General features: G+C 69.3%; 21 protein-coding genes and 1 pseudogene. 16 read left to right on the top strand and 6 right to left on the bottom strand.

Going from position 1 to position 18,136, the window contains the following annotated elements:
• Nucleotides 1–52: 52 nt before the first annotated feature.
• The gene (locus ACFVYS_RS22275; protein ID WP_389504469.1) at nt 53–790 is read right to left on the bottom strand and encodes a hypothetical protein; all 738 of its coding nucleotides are present in this window, start codon (nt 788–790) and stop codon (nt 53–55) included.
• A gap of 79 nt (nt 791–869) precedes the next feature.
• On the opposite strand from ACFVYS_RS22275, the pseudogene ACFVYS_RS22270 reads away from it, so the two are divergent.
• From ACFVYS_RS22270 to ACFVYS_RS22260, 3 genes and pseudogenes are all read left to right on the top strand, one after another.
• A pseudogene (locus ACFVYS_RS22270) lies at nt 870–1,688 on the top strand (LysR substrate-binding domain-containing protein); the annotation flags it as partial.
• A 397-nt stretch (nt 1,689–2,085) separates the two neighbouring features.
• Complete coding sequence (locus ACFVYS_RS22265; RefSeq protein ID WP_389504467.1) at nt 2,086–3,288, top strand: NAD(P)/FAD-dependent oxidoreductase; 1,203 nt, start codon at nt 2,086–2,088, stop codon at nt 3,286–3,288.
• A gap of 47 nt (nt 3,289–3,335) precedes the next feature.
• On the top strand, nt 3,336–4,256 hold the full coding sequence (locus ACFVYS_RS22260; RefSeq protein WP_389504465.1) for an RNA polymerase sigma-70 factor: 921 nt from the start codon (nt 3,336–3,338) through the stop codon (nt 4,254–4,256).
• A gap of 125 nt (nt 4,257–4,381) precedes the next feature.
• Here the strand turns inward: ACFVYS_RS22260 and ACFVYS_RS22255 are convergent, their stop codons facing one another.
• Together ACFVYS_RS22255 and ACFVYS_RS22250 are read right to left on the bottom strand one after the other, a co-directional pair.
• Nucleotides 4,382–5,251 carry a helix-turn-helix domain-containing protein gene (locus tag ACFVYS_RS22255; RefSeq protein ID WP_389504463.1) on the bottom strand — a complete coding sequence of 290 codons (870 nt, stop codon included), beginning with the start codon at nt 5,249–5,251 and terminating at the stop codon, nt 4,382–4,384.
• A gap of 243 nt (nt 5,252–5,494) precedes the next feature.
• The gene (locus tag ACFVYS_RS22250; RefSeq protein WP_389504461.1) at nt 5,495–5,854 is read right to left on the bottom strand and encodes a helix-turn-helix domain-containing protein; all 360 of its coding nucleotides are present in this window, start codon (nt 5,852–5,854) and stop codon (nt 5,495–5,497) included.
• A 253-nt stretch (nt 5,855–6,107) separates the two neighbouring features.
• Here ACFVYS_RS22250 and ACFVYS_RS22245 point away from each other — a divergent pair, with 253 nt between their 5' ends.
• The 11 genes from ACFVYS_RS22245 (at nt 6,108) to ACFVYS_RS22195 (ending at nt 14,815) form a co-directional block, all read left to right on the top strand.
• Nucleotides 6,108–7,079, top strand: coding sequence for an alpha/beta hydrolase (locus tag ACFVYS_RS22245; RefSeq protein WP_389504459.1), 972 nt, complete (start codon nt 6,108–6,110; stop codon nt 7,077–7,079).
• Entirely contained in the window at nt 7,079–7,411 is a 333-nt protein-coding gene (locus tag ACFVYS_RS22240) for a carboxymuconolactone decarboxylase family protein (RefSeq protein ID WP_389504457.1), read from the top strand. The genes ACFVYS_RS22245 and ACFVYS_RS22240 overlap by 1 nt, the downstream gene beginning before the upstream one ends.
• A 96-nt stretch (nt 7,412–7,507) precedes the next feature.
• Nucleotides 7,508–7,915, top strand: coding sequence for a cupin domain-containing protein (locus ACFVYS_RS22235; RefSeq protein WP_389504455.1), 408 nt, complete (start codon nt 7,508–7,510; stop codon nt 7,913–7,915).
• 35 nt (nt 7,916–7,950) lie between these two features.
• Nucleotides 7,951–8,967 carry a zinc-dependent alcohol dehydrogenase family protein gene (locus ACFVYS_RS22230; RefSeq protein WP_389504453.1) on the top strand — a complete coding sequence of 339 codons (1,017 nt, stop codon included), beginning with the start codon at nt 7,951–7,953 and terminating at the stop codon, nt 8,965–8,967.
• A 115-nt stretch (nt 8,968–9,082) separates the two neighbouring features.
• Nucleotides 9,083–9,508 (top strand): nuclear transport factor 2 family protein, encoded by a 426-nt coding sequence (locus ACFVYS_RS22225; protein ID WP_389504451.1) that lies wholly within the window; start codon nt 9,083–9,085, stop codon nt 9,506–9,508.
• A gap of 113 nt (nt 9,509–9,621) precedes the next feature.
• A complete protein-coding gene (locus tag ACFVYS_RS22220; protein ID WP_389504449.1) occupies nt 9,622–9,993 on the top strand; it encodes a DUF2255 family protein in 372 nt (123 codons plus the stop codon).
• A 67-nt stretch (nt 9,994–10,060) separates the two neighbouring features.
• Nucleotides 10,061–11,647, top strand: a complete 1,587-nt coding sequence (locus ACFVYS_RS22215; protein WP_389504447.1) for a Na+/H+ antiporter — start codon at nt 10,061–10,063, stop codon at nt 11,645–11,647.
• Nucleotides 11,648–11,704: 57 nt separating this feature from the next.
• On the top strand, nt 11,705–12,664 hold the full coding sequence (locus ACFVYS_RS22210) for an amidohydrolase family protein (protein WP_389504445.1): 960 nt from the start codon (nt 11,705–11,707) through the stop codon (nt 12,662–12,664).
• Nucleotides 12,665–12,793: 129 nt separating this feature from the next.
• Nucleotides 12,794–13,780, top strand: a complete 987-nt coding sequence (locus tag ACFVYS_RS22205) for an aldo/keto reductase (protein ID WP_389504443.1) — start codon at nt 12,794–12,796, stop codon at nt 13,778–13,780.
• Between the two features lie 242 nt (nt 13,781–14,022).
• Nucleotides 14,023–14,163: a hypothetical protein gene (locus tag ACFVYS_RS22200; RefSeq protein ID WP_389504441.1), complete on the top strand. Its 141-nt coding sequence runs from the start codon at nt 14,023–14,025 to the stop codon at nt 14,161–14,163.
• Nucleotides 14,164–14,218: 55 nt separating this feature from the next.
• Nucleotides 14,219–14,815 (top strand): amidohydrolase family protein, encoded by a 597-nt coding sequence (locus ACFVYS_RS22195; RefSeq protein WP_389504439.1) that lies wholly within the window; start codon nt 14,219–14,221, stop codon nt 14,813–14,815.
• A 216-nt stretch (nt 14,816–15,031) separates the two neighbouring features.
• Here the strand turns inward: ACFVYS_RS22195 and ACFVYS_RS22190 are convergent, their stop codons facing one another.
• Entirely contained in the window at nt 15,032–15,292 is a 261-nt protein-coding gene (locus tag ACFVYS_RS22190) for a hypothetical protein (protein ID WP_389504437.1), read from the bottom strand.
• Between the two features lie 164 nt (nt 15,293–15,456).
• Nucleotides 15,457–16,056, bottom strand: a complete 600-nt coding sequence (locus ACFVYS_RS22185) for a TetR/AcrR family transcriptional regulator (RefSeq protein ID WP_389504435.1) — start codon at nt 16,054–16,056, stop codon at nt 15,457–15,459.
• Nucleotides 16,057–16,198: 142 nt separating this feature from the next.
• Here ACFVYS_RS22185 and ACFVYS_RS22180 point away from each other — a divergent pair, with 142 nt between their 5' ends.
• Nucleotides 16,199–16,993, top strand: coding sequence for an alpha/beta fold hydrolase (locus tag ACFVYS_RS22180; protein ID WP_389504433.1), 795 nt, complete (start codon nt 16,199–16,201; stop codon nt 16,991–16,993).
• A gap of 92 nt (nt 16,994–17,085) precedes the next feature.
• Entirely contained in the window at nt 17,086–17,457 is a 372-nt protein-coding gene (locus ACFVYS_RS22175; RefSeq protein WP_389504431.1) for an antibiotic biosynthesis monooxygenase family protein, read from the top strand.
• Between the two features lie 312 nt (nt 17,458–17,769).
• On the opposite strand, the gene ACFVYS_RS22170 is transcribed toward ACFVYS_RS22175, so the two are convergent.
• A complete protein-coding gene (locus ACFVYS_RS22170) occupies nt 17,770–17,964 on the bottom strand; it encodes a hypothetical protein (RefSeq protein WP_389504628.1) in 195 nt (64 codons plus the stop codon).
• Between the last annotated feature and the right edge of the window lie 172 nt (nt 17,965–18,136).

Here is an 18,136-nt window from a genome sequence, read left to right as displayed (position 1 = left end):
GTGGTGACGACCGGCTGGGCTTCGTGTTCCTGTTGGCGTTCTCGACGTCCCGTCATGGGGTCTCGGAGTGGGTCAACGCGTTGATGTGTTGGGCGAATTCGGTACGTTGCCGGTCGGTCAGCGTGGCGTAGAGCGGCGCCTGCAGTTCGTCGGTGAGTTGCTCGGCACGCTGCCATAGGGGAATGAGGGTTGTGGCAACGGGATATGGCTCTTGCCAGCCGTAGTGGGTCGCCTGCTCGACGCCGAGGTTGACGACCATTGCCTCTCGGGCGCTCAGTCCGCACAGGCGCACCGCCGCCAGATGGCAGGCGCCACGGTGTTCCCGCAGCACGTGTATGCGCTGCATCGCCGCACCGACCAGGTCGTCGCCGGAGCAGGGTTGCGCGCGCCAGCCGGCGAAGAGAGGCAGCGCGTCGGCGTCGGCGGCGTCGATCAGCTTCTGTGCCAGGCGGTTGAAGCGTTCCACGTCGACATCGGCGGGGATATGGGCGCGCCCCCACGTCCGGACGGCCTGTGCATAGCAGGCGGCGGCTTCCTCCGGCGGCATCACGGGCCGTCCCGCCCGCCAGCCGGCGGTGACCAGATCGGGGCCGAGGAAGCCCTGTACCGCTTGGACCACCGAGGCCGGTGCCTCGCCGAGCACCCCGAACCGGCCGCGGCAGTAGAAGCCGCGCCCTGGGGGAAAGCCGGCGCGCAGTCCGACGGCGGCGGTCGCCTCGTCAGACATGAACTCGTCACCGAAATCGTGGATGGGCCGGGCAACCGCGGCGATGCAGTCGAAGATCTCCATGTGCCGAAGGTCGCTCACCGCGACTCGGTAGGTCAAGGGGATGATTTCTTAGGTGACCCTTTAGGTAATCTATCGAGTCATGCTGGATATCCGCCGTCTGCACATGCTCAAGACCGTCGCCGCCCGCGGCTCCATCGCCGCGGCCGCCCAGTCACTGGCGCTGTCCGCCGGAGCCGTGTCGCAGCAGCTGTCCGCGCTGCGGCACGACGTGGGAGTCGATCTGCTGCGCCCCGACGGGCGAACCGTGGCACTGACGGAGGCGGGCCGGGTGCTCCTCGAACACGCCGACCGGATCCTCGCCGCCGTGCGGGAGGCCGAGAGCGCCGTCGAGGCGGTCAAGGGCACGGTCGGCGCCACCGCCACCCTCGCCGCGTTGCCGTCGACCGTCGCCCGGCTCGTGGCCCCCGCGCTGACCGCACTGGGCTCGCATCACCCGCAGCTCACCGTGACCTGTCTCATCACCGACCAGGCGCAACTGCGCGAACTCACGCTCGGCACCGTCGACGTGGTGCTGGGGCAGCGGTATCAGCACCTGCCCGACGTCACTCCCCGGGGCATCGAGGTCTCCCCCTTGCTCGACGATCCGCTGCTCGTCGTCACCGCGGCCGACCAGGGCTACGAGCGGCCCGTCGCCCTGCGCGAACTGGCCGCGCACAGCCTCGCCGTGCCGCCGCCGACCACGGACTGCGGCCAGGCCATCCTGCACGCCTGCCACCAGGCCGGCTTCACACCCACGACGCGCTACGTCACGGCCGACATCACCGCCCAGCTCTCCCTCGCACGGGCCGGCCTCGCCACCGCGCTCGTCCCCCGGACGGCCATCGACCCGGCCACACCCGGAATCCGCACAACGCCCATCGAGGACCGTCCGATCCTGCGCCTGCTGTTCGCCGCTACACGCCACACCGAGACCGCGAACCCGACGACGACGGCCGTCATCGCGGCACTGCGCACAGCTGCCGGCCCGGCGGCTGCCCCCCGAGAGTTCGACCCAGTAGGAACGGTCGAGGCAGCACACTCCGGCAGCCTCGTCGGCGGACATGAGTGCCCTGGTCCCTGTGACCTAAAGGGAGGAAGTTCTCGAACAGGTCGCGGTTCTCGCCGTACCGGCGTCGCCGAGGGAGACGGTGCGCGGCCCGTTCCGCAAAAGGAAGGGGCGACATCGGAGCCATGGACGACGACGACCGCGTCCGCGGCGAGGGTGACGCGGCTCACACAGATGGCTGTCACGTATGCGCGGGCTCATCTGTCCCATGGGCGTCCTCGCAGTCGTGACAACCAACGGAGTGATCCGTATGAACACCGAACACCGCATCGTCGTACTCGGCGCCGGCTATACCGGCATGCTGGCCGCGATCCGCCTGGCCCGTCGTACCCGTCGGTTGAGCACCCGGATCACTCTCGTCAACCCTTCGGCGCGGTTCACCGAACGGCTGCGGATGCACCAGATCGCGGCCGGCCAGGAGCTGGCCGAGTACCGCATCCCCGACCTGCTGGCCGGTACCGGTGTCGCGTTCGTACAGGGCTGGGCCACCGCGATCGACTCGCGGGCGCGCAACGTATCCGTGGACACCGGCCGGGCCGGTCCCGCCGTCCTGTCGTACGACACCCTCGTCTACGCCCTCGGCAGCAGCACCGACACGAGCGTGGTCCCCGGCGCCGAGCACGCCTTCACCCTCAACGACCCCCACACCGCACACGAGTTCGCCGCACGGCTGCCTGCCCTGGCCGCCGCCGGCGGCACCGTGGCGGTCTGCGGCGGCGGCCTGACAGGCATCGAGTCCGCGGCCGAGATCGCCGAAAGCTACCCCGGCCTCGAGGTCACCCTGGTCAGCCGGGACGTGCTCGGCGCCATGATGGGCGAGCGGGCGCGCACGTATCTGCATCACGCCCTCGATCGGCTGGGCGTGAACGTCCGCCCCGGTGCGACCGTCACCAAGGTGCTGACCGACGCCGTCGAGCTGGCCGACGGCGAGCTGCTGCCCAGCGGCCTCACCCTGTGGACCACCGGCGTGCGCGTTCCGCAACTGGCCGCCGAGTCCGGTATCGCGACGGACGCACGCGGCCGGGTCGTCGTGGACACCGGCCTGCGCTCGGTGTCGCATCCAGAGGTCTACGCGGTCGGTGACGCCGCCGCCGTACATCAGGCGTGGGGCCCGATCCACGGGACCTGCCAGAGCGGCCTGCCCACCGCCCAGTACGTCGCCGACGCCCTCGCGCGCCGACTGCGCGGAAAGAAGGCAAAGCCGTTCCGGTTCGGATACTTCCACCAGCCCGTCAGCATCGGACGGCAGGACGCGGTCATCCAGTTCACGTACGCGGACGACAGTCCGCGACGCTGGTACCTGAAGGGGACGTGGGCGATCCGGTACAAGGAGACGGTCAGCGGCAGCCCGGTGAAGCTCTACCGGCTGAGCAGGCGCATGAACGTCAGCGCCACCCTCTCCAGGGGCGGCCGCGCCACCCGCAGGCCCGCAAGCCCGGTGCCGACGCCGTGACCGCAGTCATCTTGCCGCCCCGTACGGGTCGCTGGGATCATGGAAGGGTGTGTGACGTGGAGGGTGAGCAGTACGTCGGCCAGGACCCGTTCACGGAGCATCATCGGCTGCTGTTCGGCACCGCCTACCGGCTGCTGGGCAGCGTCGCCGACGCCGAGGACGTGTTGCAGGACGCCTGGCTGGCCTGGCAGGGCGCGGACCGCGCCACGGTCCGCAACCCCCGCGCGTACCTGGTGCGTATGGTCACCAATCTCGCCCTCAACCGGCTCACCTCGGCCCGCGCCACCCGCGAAAGTTACCTCGGGCCCTGGCTGCCCGAGCCGCTGCTGACCTCGCCGGACATCGCTGATGACGCCGAACTGGCCGACACCGTCTCCACCGGTCTACTGGTGGTGCTGGAGACGCTGGCACCGCTGGAGCGGGCGGTGTTCGTGCTCCGTGAGGCGTTTGCCTTCTCGCACGCGGAGATCGCAGAGATCCTCGAGCGGCCGGAGCCGACCGTCCGGCAGATCGCCCGCCGGGCCCGTCAGCACGTGCATGCCCGCCGTCCCCGCCACGACACCGACACCACGCAGCACCAGGAGATCACCGCGCGCTTCCTGACGGCCTGTGCGGGCGGCGACCTGAACGCCGTGCTGGAGCTGCTCGCCCCGGACGTCGTGGCCTGGTCCGACGGCGGCGGCAAGGTCACGGCGGCCCGCCGACCGCTGCACGGCACCGACCACGTGGCGCGCTGGGTGATCGGCACACTGGCCAAGCCCGTGTCGACCGGCGTGGCACTCGAACCGGCCACGATCAACGCAGAGCCGGGTCTGCTCATCACCCTGGGCGGCCGACCCATCGGCACCGTGTCACTCGACGTGAACGACGGCCTGATCCAACACCTGCGCTTCCAGCTCAACCCGGACAAGCTGCGCGGCGTGCAAGAAGGCCGCCAGGACGGCGAGGCCTGTTCCCTGGGACAGTGATCAGCACGGTCTGCAGGGGCGGGCGAGGTCGACGCCCACTTCACCCTCGCCGTGAGGCGGAAGCTGATGATCAAGCCAGCGAAAAGACGCTATGCGGACCTCGGCCGTGGACTCGCGCCGTCAGGTCATGCTGCCGCACCCCGCGCCCGCTGGTACGGGTTGGCAGTCCACGACGCGAGGAAGCGCAGTCCGTCATGGGACGGGGTCCCGGGCTCCGCGGTCAAGACCACAAGCTGCTGCGCGGGGTCGGCCGTGCAGGTCAGGCTGTCCCAGTCGAGGGTGAGGTCACCGGCGAGCGGGTGCCGCAACCTCTTCGTGCCGACCCGCAGGCCGGGCATTTGGCGGCCTGCCCACCACTGCCGGAAGTCGGCGTCGGTCACCGACAGCTCTCCGACCAGTGCGGTGAACTCGCGATCGCCGGGGCACTTGACGGCCTCCATGCGTAGTTGGGCGACGCAGGTCCGGGCGATCGTCCTCCAGTCGAGGTAGAGCTCCCGGAAGGCGGGGTCAGTGAAGAGTAGCCGGGCGTAGTTGCGCTTCTTGTCCGGAACCCGTTCGAAGTCGGTGAGGAGAGCCGCTGCCATCGCGTTCCACGCCAAGATGTCCATGCGACGATCCAGGACGAGCGCGGGGGTCGCGCTCAGTTCGTCCAGGAGACGCCTGAGTTGGGGCTGGACCTTCTGCGCCGGTCTGCGGCGCGGCGTGCGCTCATCTTTCGCGGCCAGCGCGAACAGGTGGTCACGCTGGTCGTCGTCGAGGTGCAGAACACGGACGAGAGCTGCGAGCACCGACCTCGTCACAGGGGCACGCCCCTGCTCCAACCGCGCGTAGGAGTAGCTGCTGATCCCCGCGAGGTGGGCGACCTCCTCACGGCGCAGCCCCGGTACCCGTCGGGGCGCTCCAAACTCGGGCAGGCCCACCGTTCGCGGACTGAGTTGCGCCCGGCACGCCTTGAGGAATTCTCCCAGTTCAGGCGAATATTCATTCATGTACATGGCATTCAGTGTCGCAGTATTCACCTGCGAAATCAGGGGGAGAGTTTTCTCCCAGGTCTGGTAAACATCTCTTTCTTCCCAAGTCGGCGGGGCCGGATCAGAACGTCAGGCCAGTCGACCTGATCGGCCGCGGGCCCGCCGAGCCGACCTGATGCCCGGCACCTTCTCGAATCGGTCAGCAGGACGGATGCAAGCGGATTCCACGCCAGGATGTCCAACGGCGGCCGATCACCACGCCGGGAGTCACGGTGAGATCGTCGAGCAGGCGGCGTGACTGCGCATGCACCTTCGGTGCGGCCCCGGCGGCCTGGTCGGGCCGACCGTCGGCCGGGCCAGCTCGAACAGGTGGTCGCGCTGGTCGTCGGCCAGACGCAGGACCTGGGCGAGTGCGGCCAGCACTGACGCGGACGGCTGGACGCGGCCCTGCTCCAGCCGGGTGTAGTAGTCGGTGCTGATGGCGGCGAGAGGGGCGACCTCCTCCCTGCGCAGGCCAGGCACCCGCCGGCCACCGGTGTCGGGCAGGCCGACTGTGCGCGGGCTCAACTCGGCCCTCCGCAGCTTGAGGAATTCTCCCAGCTCGTTCGGATGCGCGTCGCTGGCCATGCCAGCCAGTGTCACACCGCTCGGTCCGCACAAGGGGGGTAAGAATCCCTCCCCTGGATAAGTGATACCCAGGGTGGAATTCTCCCCTTTGCGGATTCCCGTGGAGGTGGCAGGGTCAATGGCGTGTTCGGCGATCAGAGGCGGCCTACGGAGAGCATCCACCCGAACAAGCGGGACGGCCCACCCCCGGGTCAGAATTGCTTTCCCACGGCACCGATATCGCGTATTTCCATGCTGCAGGCGGAGGAGGCGAGTGAGAACAGTGCGGACGGATGTCACCTTCGTCAGCAATGGCCTGACGCCGACCGGTCACCGGCACACTCCCGAATCCCGCGCCGGACATCCGCTGCCCGCGATCGTGGTCATACACCCGTGGGGTGGGGTTCAGGAGCAGCCCGCCGGACTCTACGCCCGGCGTCCGACCGAGGCGGGCTTCGCCGCCCTCGCCTTCGACGCCGCTCACCAGGGCGCAAGTGAAGGCGAACGCCGTTTCCTGGAGCACCCCGTCCAGCGGGCCGGGGACATCAAGAGCGCCGTCAGCTACCTCAGCACCCGGAAGGACCTCGCTCCCGACCGCCTCGGCGCGCTGGGCATCTCCACCAGCGGCCACGCGGTGTACGCCGCCATGAGCGACCATCGCATCAGGGCTGTCGGCACGGCCAGCGCCGCCTGCCTCGGCAGCCTGCTGCGCGTCCGGCTCGGTGGCGGTCAGGACCCGGCCGCCTTCCGCGATCCAGTCGCCTGCGCCGGCCTGCTCCGCGTGGCCGAGGCCCTCGGCGAACCCACCGTCCTCGAACAACATCGTGCCCGAGGAAGTCGACGAAACGACACCGGACCATCTCCGGCAGGGCACGAGTGCTATCGCACCGCACACGGTGCGCACCTGCGCTGCGAGAACGCGTGGGTGCTGCGCAGAGTCGACCAGATCGCCCAGTCCGACTCCTTCGCCGGCATCGAGCTCCTCGCACCGCGCCCGCTGCTGATGATCGTGGGCAGCGAGGCCTCCACTGCCCACGCCGGCCGAACGGCCGTCGAACGCGTCGGGGTGCCGACGGAGTTGTTCTGGATCGACGGTACGTCCCGCTTCGACCTACACGGCGAGGACGAGTACGTTTCCCCGCCCTCGCCGAGGTCACCTAGTTCTTCGGTGAGCGCCCGTCCCGCCACCCGGTTCAAGACCGAGCGGCCTGAATCCCCCCGCACACAGGCAAGGAGCACCACCTGATGTCAGAACGGAAGAAGTTCGCGCCGCCGGCGATCCAGGAGTTCGCCCCCAAGCTCGCGGAGGTGACCGACACCGTCCTGTTCGGCGACATCTGGGAGCGGCCGGGTCTGTCTCCGCGCGACCGCAGCCTCGTCACCGTCACCGCTCTCGCCGCCCTGTACCGAACCGACCAGCTCGGATTCCACCTCGGCAAGGCGCTGGAGAACGGCGTGACCAAGGACGAGCTGGTCGAGGCCATCACCCATCTGGCCTTCTACGCCGGATGGCCCAACGCCATGACTGCGATGACCCAGCTCGAGGAGATCGTGGAGAAGTCCGACCAGTCCGGCTGATACTCCTCCGCCCCCACACACCCCCACAACCCGGGCTCCCCCCACCTCGCCGCCGCGTGGTCCGGCGGCAGCACCACACCGGAGGAACGACACACCATGGAACTGCTGAAGCGGCCTCCCACCATGAAGCTCCCGGCCGAGTGGTTCACCGGTGACGCCTACGCCGACGTGATCCACCGCGGTGAGGAGCCCTCGCGGATGCGGTCCAATCTGGTCCGATTCGCTCCCGGAGCCCGCACCGCCTGGCACTCCCACGCTCTTGGCCAGACCCTCCACATCGTCGAAGGCGTCGCCCTGGTGCAGTCCCGTGGCGGCGACATCATCGAGGCCCATCCCGGCGACGTCATCCACACACCCCCGGGTGAGGAGCACTGGCACGGTGCCGCGCCCGACCAGTTCATGGTCCATCTCGCGCTGTGGGAGACGGACGACACCACCTGGCTCGAACACGTCCCGGACGACGACTACAACGGCCCGCGCGTCAGCACCCGTACCCACCCCTGACGCCAAGACAGACCGAAAGGAACTGGGGAGCCATCATGCGAGCAACCATCATTCACGCGCCTGGGGACATCCGGGTGGAGAACGCCCCCGAGCCGAAGATCGTGGCGCCCACGGACGCGGTCATCCGCACCGTCGCCACCTGTGTGTGCGGCTCCGACCTGTGGAGCTACCGCGGCATCAACCCGGTCAACGAGCCGCAGCCGATCGGCCACGAGTACGTCGGCATCGTCGAAGAGGTCGGCAGCGACGTCTCGGCCGTGAAGCCCGGTCAGTTCGTCATCGGCTCCTTCATCGCCTCCGACAACACCTGCCCGATCTGCCGGGCCGGCTATCACACCTCCTGTCTGCACCGGGACTTCCCCAACGGCTGCCAGGCCGAGTACGTCCGCGTCCCCCTCGCCGACGGCACCCTGGTCGCCACCCCGGAGCAGCCGGCCGAGGAGCTGATCCCCAGCCTGCTGACGCTCTCCGATGTCATGGGCACCGGCTGGTACGCCGCCACGGCGGCCGAGGTCCGGCCCGGTTCGACGGCCGTGGTCGTCGGTGACGGCGCGGTGGGCCTGTGTGGGGTCATCGCCGCCAAGGAACTGGGCGCCGGGCGCATCATCGCCATGAGCCGGCACGAGTCCCGGCAGAAGCTGGCCCTGGAATTCGGCGCGACCGACATCGTCGCCGAACGCGGCCAGGAAGGCGTCGCCCGCGTCAAGGAACTGACCGACGGCATCGGCGCCGAGTCCGTCCTCGAATGCGTAGGCACCCAGCAGTCCATGCACCAGGCCCTGCAGTCCACCCGCCCCGGCGGCAACGTCGGCTTCGTCGGCATGCCGCACGACGTGCAGATCGACGGCCAGGAACTCTTCTTCTCCCACGTCGGTCTGCGCGGTGGTCCCGCCCCCGTGCGCGCCTACCTTCCCGACCTGATCGAGCGCGTCGTCGACGGCCGTATCAACCCGGGCAAGGTCTTCGACCTCACCCTGCCCCTGGACGAGGTCGCAGAAGGTTACAAGGCCATGGACGAGCGCCGCGCCATCAAGGCATTGCTGCGCCCGTGACCTGAAGCCCGGGCGGTGGTGGGCGCCGATCGACGGCTCCCACGCCGCCGGCCCCGACGAGCGGCCACTCGGCCGCCTACCCGTCGCGGCCGCCAGACAGAACGGACCGACAGCCATGACCAGCGAGGCGATCGCCACCGTCGAGGCGTACTTCGAGGCCTTCGGCACACGTGACATGGAGCGCGTGCTCTCCCACTTCACCCCCGAGGCGACCTGGACGATTCCGGGTGATCCGGCGCTGACCCCGTGGGCCGGGAGCCGCACCGGGCCGGAGGAGATCCGGCAGTCCCTCACCGCGTTCTTCGCCGCCGTCGAGCCGCTCGCGTTCGAGCTGGGCACCATGGTGGAGGCCGACGGACGGGTCCTGGCACCGGGCTGGTACTCCTCCCGGTTCCACCCCTCGGGACAGGTACTCGAAAGCGAGATGATCCTGCGTTTCACCGTCGCCGGCGGACTGATCAACGACTATCGCGTTTTCGAGGACTCACTCGGAATCACCCGTACCCACCTCGGTGACCCGCTCACCAGCACTCCCGGCTGACCACGAGTCCTCCGGCACCCTTCCCCCCCAGCGGCGCCGCCTTACGCCTGGCCCGGCCTCAGGAGTTCCCGCTTGGCCGCCCCGCCCGCCGCCTCCTCGACCGGAGAACACCGATGACGAAATGGACGAACGACGAGCTCGACCGCATCGCCGCGGCCGACGAGTTGGAGATGGCGCCGCGCCGCGATGACGGCACACTGCGGGGTCCGGTGCCGGTCTGGGTCGTCCGCGACGGCGACGATCTGTACGTCCGTTCCTTCCGCGGTACGGACGGCGGCTGGTGGCGCACGGCCCGCGCCGGCCACGAGGGGCACATCCGCTCGGGAGGCGTCGACAAGGACGTCACCTTCGTCCAGGTGGCGGACTCCGAGGTCGACGACCGCGTAGACACCGCGTACCGCACCAAGTACGGCCGCTTCGGCGGCGCGTACGTCAACCCCTTGGTCGCGGCGCGCTCCACGACACTGCGACTGGTGCCCCGATGACCGAGACGATCCCGGTGGAAGCCGCTGAGCCACCGCCGACAGCCAGTCCCGCACAGGAGTAGGCACCATGCTCGGTCTCGAACTCGTTGTCGTCCTGGGTGCGGCCGTGCTGGTGGGCAACGTTCTGGGGCAGCGCTTCCACGTCGCGCCGCCCGTCGTGCTGCTCGTCGTGGGCGCGCTCATCGGCCTCGTCCCGGCCGTCCGCCAGACCCAACTCCCGCCCGAAGTAGTGTTGTTGCTCTTCCTTCCCGTGTTGCTGTACTGGGAGAGTCTGACCACCTCGATGCGGGAGATTCGTACGAACCTGCGCGGCATCGTCCTGCTGAGCACGGTCCTGGTGATCCTCACCGCAGGGGCTGTGGCGATCGCCGGGCACGCGCTGGGACTGCCGTGGGGACCGGCGTGGGCCCTGGGCGCGGCCGTCGCTCCCACCGACGCCACCGCGGTCGGCGCACTGGCCGGCTCCCTCCCCCGACGCCAGATCACCGTGCTGCGCGCGGAAAGCCTCGTCAACGACGGCACCGCGCTGGTCATCTACGGCCTGGCGGTCGGTATCACCGTCGGCGAGGAACACCTGACACTGCCGCACGTCGGAGCGCTGTTCCTGCTGGCCTACGGCGGAGGGGCCGCGGTCGGAGTGGCGGTCGCCTGGGTCAACATGAATCTGCGGCGCCGGCTGGACGATCCCCTGCTGGGCAATCTCGTCATGATCCTGGCGCCGTTCACGGCGTATCTGCTGGCCGAACAGATCCACGCCTCCGGTGTCCTCGCGGTCGTCGTGAGCGGCCTGATCATGGCCCAGGTGGCTCCGAGCCTCATCCGTGCCGATCACCGCCGTCAGGCACTGGCCTTCTGGCCGCTGGCCACCTTCATCATCAACGGCACCCTGTTCGTCCTGGTCGGAGTGGAGCTGCAGTACGCGCTGCGCCATCTGAGCCGATCCGACCTCCAACATGCCCTGATCGCGGTCGGAGCGATCAGCGTGGTCCTGGTCGCGGTCCGGTTCGCTTTTCTGTTCTCCTCCGCCTACCTGATCCGCGTGATCGACCGGCGTCCCGAGCAGCGGCTGCGGAGAATGAGCGACCGGGCACGAGTGGTCAGCGGCTTGGCCGGCTTCCGGGGCGCTGTGTCGCTGGCCGTGGCGCTCTCCGTTCCGGAGAACCTCGACTCGGGTGAGTCGTTCCCCGGCCGAGCGTTCATTGTCTTCGTCACCTCGGGCGTCATCGTGGTGACCCTCGTGGTGCAGGGGCTGCTGCTACCGGGCGTGGTGCGCTGGGCCCGGCTGCCGCCCGACACGTCCGTCGACGAGGAGCAGGTCCTCGCCGAGACGACGGCGACCGAGGAAGCCATCAAGGCGCTGCCCCGGCTCGCCGTTGACCTGGGCACGACCCCGAAGGTCATGGAGTGGCTGCGCCAGGAGTACGAGGCCAACCTGGCGACCGCACGAGCGAGGGGTGCCGGCACCCACGACGATCCGGCCCTGCTCCACAACCGCCACTACACCGAGCTCCGCCTCGCTCTCATCGCCACAAAGCGTGCGACCGTCGTCCGCCTGCGCGACGAGTCGCAGATCGACGACACCGTGCTCCGCCGTCTCCAGGCGGCCCTGGACAACGAAGAGGTCCGGTTGGCCGGAGGCGAGCAGGTGGAGTAGGCCGCTCGCGGTATGTGCCCTGACGACGCGAGCCCCACGAGAAGGAATCCCGCTGCCGTGTCCTCCAGCCTCATCGATGTCCACGCCCACATGCTTCCCGACTTCTACGTCCAGCAGGCGACGGCGGCAGGCCACGCCCACCCCGACGGCATGGGCGGCTGGCCGTCATGGTCCGTGCAAGCCCATCTCGATCTGATGGACCGCAATGGCATCGAGACCGCGATGCTCTCCATGTCCTCCCCCGGTGTGCACTTCGGCGACGACAAGGCGGCCCGCCTCCTTGCCCGGCGCGTCAACGAGTACACCGCCGAACTGACCCGGGACCACCCGGGCCGTTTCGGCAACTTCGTGTCGCTTCCGCTGCCGGACGTCTACGGTGCGGTGGAGGAGATCGCCTTCTCCTTCGACGAACTCGGCTCCGACGGCGTGGCGTTGCTGACTCACACCCACGGGGTGTACCTGGGCGACCAGCGCCTCGACCCGGTCTTCGCGGAGCTCGACCGGAGGCGGGCGGTGGTCTTCCTGCACCCCACCTCACCCGCGTGCTGGGAACAGTCGGCGCTCGGCAGACCGCGTCCGATGGTCGAGTACATCTTCGACACGGCTCGAACCATCACGGACCTGGTGTTGGCGGGCGTCCTGACGCGTTACCCGGACATACGGGTGATCGTCCCGCACTGCGGCGGCGCGATTCCCGTCCTGGCCGACCGCATCAACGAGTTCATGAGCCTGTTCCTGCACGCGCGGCAGTCGCCCAGCCCCGACGCGGTGCAGCAACTCCGCGGTCTGTACTACGACATGGCGGGCACAGCCTTCCCACGCCAGGTCCCCGCATTGCTGAGGCTCGTCGACCCTGACCGCGTGCTCTTCGGCAGCGACTACTGCTGGACGCCCGCGCCGCTGGCCGACGCCCACATCGCGGCGATCGACGCGGCCGAACCACCGGCGCAGGACACGACATGGCGATCGCTCACGACGGCGAACGCCAAGCGCCTGTTTCCGCGGACAACGCGGTGAACCGCAGTACGCCGGCCCTCAGCGCGATCACGCGAAGGAAAAGCAACTCGCGACAACACCGGATGCGGCGGCGGCCTGCCTATGGCCTGAAGCCCCACCCACCGGCATTGACAGCAACGAGGAGGAAGAATGCACACCCGAACGCTCGGACGCGACCTGCATGTCTCCGCCATCGGTCTCGGCGTCATGGGAATGTCCCAGAGCTACGGCCCCAATCCCGGCGATCGCACCGACATGATCGCCGTACTGCGTGGCGCCGTAGACCGCGGAGTCACGTTCTTCGACACCGCGGAGGTGTACGGCCCCTACGTCAACGAAGAGCTCCTGGGAGAAGCCCTCGCCCCGGTGCGGGACCAGGCAGTGATCGCCACCAAGTTCGGATTCCGCATCGAGAACGGCGCCCCCGCCGGACTCAACAGCCGGCCCGAGCAGATCCGAGCCGTCGCTACGGCCTCCCTCAAACGGCTCAGAGTCGAAACACTCGACCTTTTCTACCAGCACCGCGTCGATCCGGACGTGCCGATCGAAGACGTCGCCGGAGCCGTGGGAGAGCTCGTACAGGAAGGCAAGGTGCGCTGCTTCGGGCTTTCCGAGGCCAGTGCGCAGACCATCCGCCGCGCCCACGCGGTCCACCCGGTGACGGCGGTACAGAGCGAGTACTCGCTGTGGACCCGGGACCCCGAACATGAGGTTCTGCCGACCTGCTCGGAACTCGGCATCGGATTCGTACCCTTCAGCCCGCTCGGCAAGGGGTTCCTGACCGGGACGGTGGACGCCACGACTCCATTCACCGCCGACGACGTCCGCACGAACATCCCGCGGTTCACGGCCGAGAACCGGGCAGCGAACCAAGCGCTCGTCGACCACGTCACCCTGCTCGCGCAGGCCAAGGACGCCACACCGGGCCAGGTCGCGCTCGCCTGGCTGCTCGCGCGGCATCCATCGGTCGTTCCGATCCCCGGAACCCGGCGCACCGCACGCATCGAGGAGAACATCGGCGCCACCCGACTTCCCCTCTCCGCCGACGAACTCGCCGACCTCAACGGACTCGTCGGCCGCGTCGGGGTACTGGGAAACCGTTACAACGAGCACCACATGTCCCTGGTCGACAAATAGCTGGCCTATCCATTTCGCCTGGCCGTTTTTCCTAACACCGCTCCTTCTCCGGGCCCACCCGGTCGGCGCGTGCAGTGAATTACGAATCCGTGGGACCCAGCCCGGTGCTCAGGGTCAATGCCGGAATTGATCGGAGACGTGAAGGCGCTGACCTCGGTCGGGGCAGTCCGACGTGCCCGCACCAGCGAATCCGGGATCCGCCCCGCCCTTCCCCCTTCCCTCGACGATTGAGGAACCCCTTCATGCGCATCGACACGCACGCTCACGTCTACCCCAGCGACTACCTGGACTTCCTGGCAGACTCGGGCGTCTCTACCACCGGCGGCCAGCGCGGGCTCGGGGCCGACGACACCGACAAGACCTCGAGCTCCGCTTCTCCCTGATGGAGCGGACCGGTGTGGACCGCCAGGGCTTTCGGCCTCACCGCTGGCGGGCGCGTTGCCGGATCCGGCGCAGGCCGCCGCAGCCGCACGCCTGATCAACGACCGGTACGTCGCCCTGGTGGACCGCCACCCCGACCGCTTCCTGGCCTTCGTCGTGCTTCCTCTGCCGCACGTCGACGTGGCCTTGGCCGAACTCGACCGCGTCCTCGACGCGCCGGGGGTGGTGGGCGTGGCCCTGACCACCTCGGCCGCGGGCCGGGCGCTGACCGACCCGGCCTTCGCACCGGTGTGGCAGGAACTCGACCGCCGCGGCACCGTGATGTACCTCCACCCCGCCGGCGACGGCGTCGCCTCCCCGCAGATCACCGACCACCACCTCACCTGGATGGTCGGCGCGCCCGTGGAGGACACCGTCGTAGCGGCCCAGCTCATCACCCGCGGGTTCGTGACTTGCTATCCCCATGTACGCATCCTCAACTCCCACTTCGGCGGCGCGGTGCCCATGCTGCTCTCTCCCCGGGCCGGCGTGCACGCGGTCCGGCCGACCGGGGAGCGTGAGCGGCCAAGTCGCTCCTCGGCCTGGCCGGTTGCCGCCGACAGGCCGGTCGGGCGCTCAGGCGTGGGAACCCACGGCGCCGACGTGGCCGCGTAGGCCGGCGGTCACCGGTCGGCTAGTGGAGCGGACCCGCGAGCAACGCCGCCGGCCCCGCCGTCGCTGCCCCCACCGAGGTGAACAGGCGTGCAGTTCCTTCATGCAGTGCGTCATCGCCGAGCTCGTGTCCAGCGGGCTCCACGTTCCTGGCCGACCCCCTACCGAGGAACACGCCGGTCACGACGGAACCGGACAGCGAGGTGCCGACCGCAGAAGTCAGGTGCCGCACAGCAGGGTGGTCGACGTTGTCCACCGGCGGGACGAGGAATACGTGCATGACCGCCAGACAACAGCCGCCTCATAAAGCACGTACCACTCAGCACATGAAGCCTCCATGAAGCCGATCGCCGCACTGGCGACCGTGCCTTCGAGAGCTTCGTACTGGTTGCGGGCGTCGCTCAGGTCGGTGGTCGACCAGCCCGGCTCGGCCGGCCAAGGGTCGGCGAGCACGTCCGTGAGTACCTGACGGCGCTCCACACGCGGACACGGACAGGTGGCCGACGGCCATGCCGGTGTGCAGTAGTGGCCCAGCAGCGGACGGCGAGGCTCACTCGACAGGGGCGGCGATGACGGGTTGTCAGGAGTTCGGCCCAGTTGCCTGAACGCGGTTGTTCCCCTCCGTCAGGAGCTTTCGGTGACTACTACCGGGAGTCCTGCTGTGCGTCGGAAGGCTGCAGCGTGGTGAGCCATTGAGCGACCACGGCGTCGATGAAGGCGTCGGTGACCTGGCCGCGGTCGAGGAAGAGGCGGGCGAGGACGGGCCCGTAGAGCAGGGTGAACTCGTCGTCGCTGATCTGGATGTCCGAAGGCTCCAGCAGCTTGTTGAAGCCGAGGTAGCGGTCTTCGCCGATGCGGACGAGTGCCCGCGCGCTGTCGGGGTCGTGGTCGGCCTGGGCGGTGACGGCCAGGGCCGCGGCTCGCACGGCCGGCACGCTGACGCCGGCGCGCAGGCTCTTCAGCCAGGCGGTGGCCACCTCCCGCACGTCGCTGCCCGGTTCGGGGTAGGTGCCGAGGTCGGGACCTTCGAGGACGAGGTCGAAGAGCAGCGCGGCTCGGGTGGGCCAGTGCCGGTAGAGGGTCTGGCGGGTGACGTCCGACCGCTCGGCCAGCAGGGCGTAGGTCAGCCCGGCCGGTCCGACCTGAGGCAGCAGTTCCCGCGCGACCGCCAGCACGCGATTGCGGGTGCGCTGTACGCGGGGGTTGCCCGGAGTCGGCTGACGGCGGTGGAGGGGCTGCTTCATGCCACCACCCTACCCGCACATCATACGGCGTGCGTGATTGACGTCACAGGCGGAAATCATACGCACTGTGTGATAGACCTGAGGAAGTAATCACACGCACTGGATGATTCTTGCGTGTCGACGATTCGAAAGGCAGACGCCCATGTCACCCCGCAACCTCACCGCACCCACGTTCACCCGCACTCGCCTCGGCTCCGGCCGTGGCCTGCTCCTCGCCCACGGCGCCGGCAGCAGCCTGGCCGGCACCTACGGCCCCGTCCTGGAAGCCCTCGCCGCCCGCCACACCGTCGTCGGTATCGACTACCCCGGCAGCGGCGACACCCCCCGCTCCACCACCCCGCTGTCCGTCGACGACCTCGCCGACCAGCTCGTCGCCGCCGCCGACGCGGAGGGCCTCGACCGCTTCGCCGTGTCCGGCTACTCCCTCGGAGGCCCGGTCGCCATCCGCGCCGCCACCCGCCACCCCGAGCGCGTCACCGCACTCGTCCTGACCGCCGCCTTTCCGCACCGCGACAACCGGCTCGCACTCGCCTCCTCGATCCAGAGCAAGATCGCCGTGTCCGGCGACCGCGAGCTGCTCGCCGAGTTCCAGCTCATGATGGCCCTCGGCACTCAGGCACTGGAGTCGATGCCGACCGAGCAGCTGCGGCAGACCCTCGGCTACGTCGCCGCCGGTACGGCCGACGGCAGCTCCGAGCAGACCGACCTCGTCGGCCAGGTCGACGTCCGGGACGACCTCGCCGGCATCACGGTCCCCACCCTGGTCGTCTCGACCACCGACGACCGGCTCGTCTCCAGCGCCCTGCACCGCCGGCTCGCCGAGACCATCCCCGGCGCCCAACTCGCGGAAATCGCCACCGGCCACCTGCCGATGCTGGAGCGGACCGAGGAGTGGCTGCAGCTCATCACCGACTTCCTCGACAAGCACCACGCCTGAACGCACACCACTGGCGGTGCCACAGGGGCCCGGCCCCTCACCCGGACCGCTCCTTGATCACAACTCACCACACGCGAGTACATGGAGCAACCATGCTCAAGTTCGGCCAGCTCGACGAGTCCGCCCACTTCCACGACCAGCAGAAGGAGGAGGCCGGCCCGGTCACCATCATCAACACCTTTGTCGCCCCGGAGGGCAAGGAGGACGAGGTGGTGGCCGCCTGGAAGGACGACGCGGAGTACATGAAGAGGTCGGGGAGCCTCCTCTCGGTGCAGCTGTACCGGGGCATAGCCGGCAGCCGGCTGTTCACCAACGTCGCGGTCTGGAAATCCACCGAGCACCTCCGTGCAGCGCTCGGCACGCCGGAGTTCGCCTCGCATCTGGCGAGCTACCCTGCCGGTACCGTGGCCTACCCGCACCTCTACCAGAAGTTCGCTGTAGAGGGCGTCTGCGACGGGGAATGACGACCGCCACCCGATTCCGGGCCGCCGTTCGCCACGCGCACGACGTGGTAGCGACGTTCGGTTCCTGGTCAGCCGCGGGCGCCGACGACGCCGATCCGTGTCCTCTGACCGACCGGCTGGTGCTCGAAGTACTCGGCCTGGTCCGCACGGAGAAAGACTCAGCGGCAGGCGGGTGGCGGCCGGAGGCCACTGCGTCGATCCAGCGCTGGCCGACGGCCGGTACGGCGGCGGTGACCGTCACGCCCTCGGCTGCCATCAGCGGCAACACCTTGCCGGGTTCCGGGGTGCGGGCCAGGACGACCCGGCCGCCGTTCATGAGGGTGCCCAGGATGCCGGGGCAGGCCAGGGGGAAGTTGTGTCCGGAGGCAGCGCCACCAGGTAGACGGAGTCGGCGTCGAGGCCGCAGACCTCGGCGCTACGGCGGGCATTGTACTCGTAGGCGTCATGGGTACGGGTGATGAGCTTCGGCAGTCCGGTCGTGCCGCCGGAGAGCAGGAAGAGGGCGATGTCGCCGCTGTCCGGGGCGATGTCGTCGAGCCGGGCCCGTGCGCCGGCCGGGTTGTCGGCCGGTTCGGCCAGAGCGCGCAGGTCCGTGGCGTCGGTACCGGCCGCGCACCCGCGACGAGCAACAACCGTACGCTCGGAGTGCCTTCGGCGACCTCCCGCCCCAGGGCCTGGT

It is taken from the genome of Streptomyces sp. NPDC058295 (assembly GCF_042880655.1).
GTDB classification, from domain to species: Bacteria; Actinomycetota; Actinomycetes; order Streptomycetales; family Streptomycetaceae; genus Streptomyces; species Streptomyces coriariae.
This window is presented reverse-complemented; position numbering and strand designations above follow the sequence as displayed.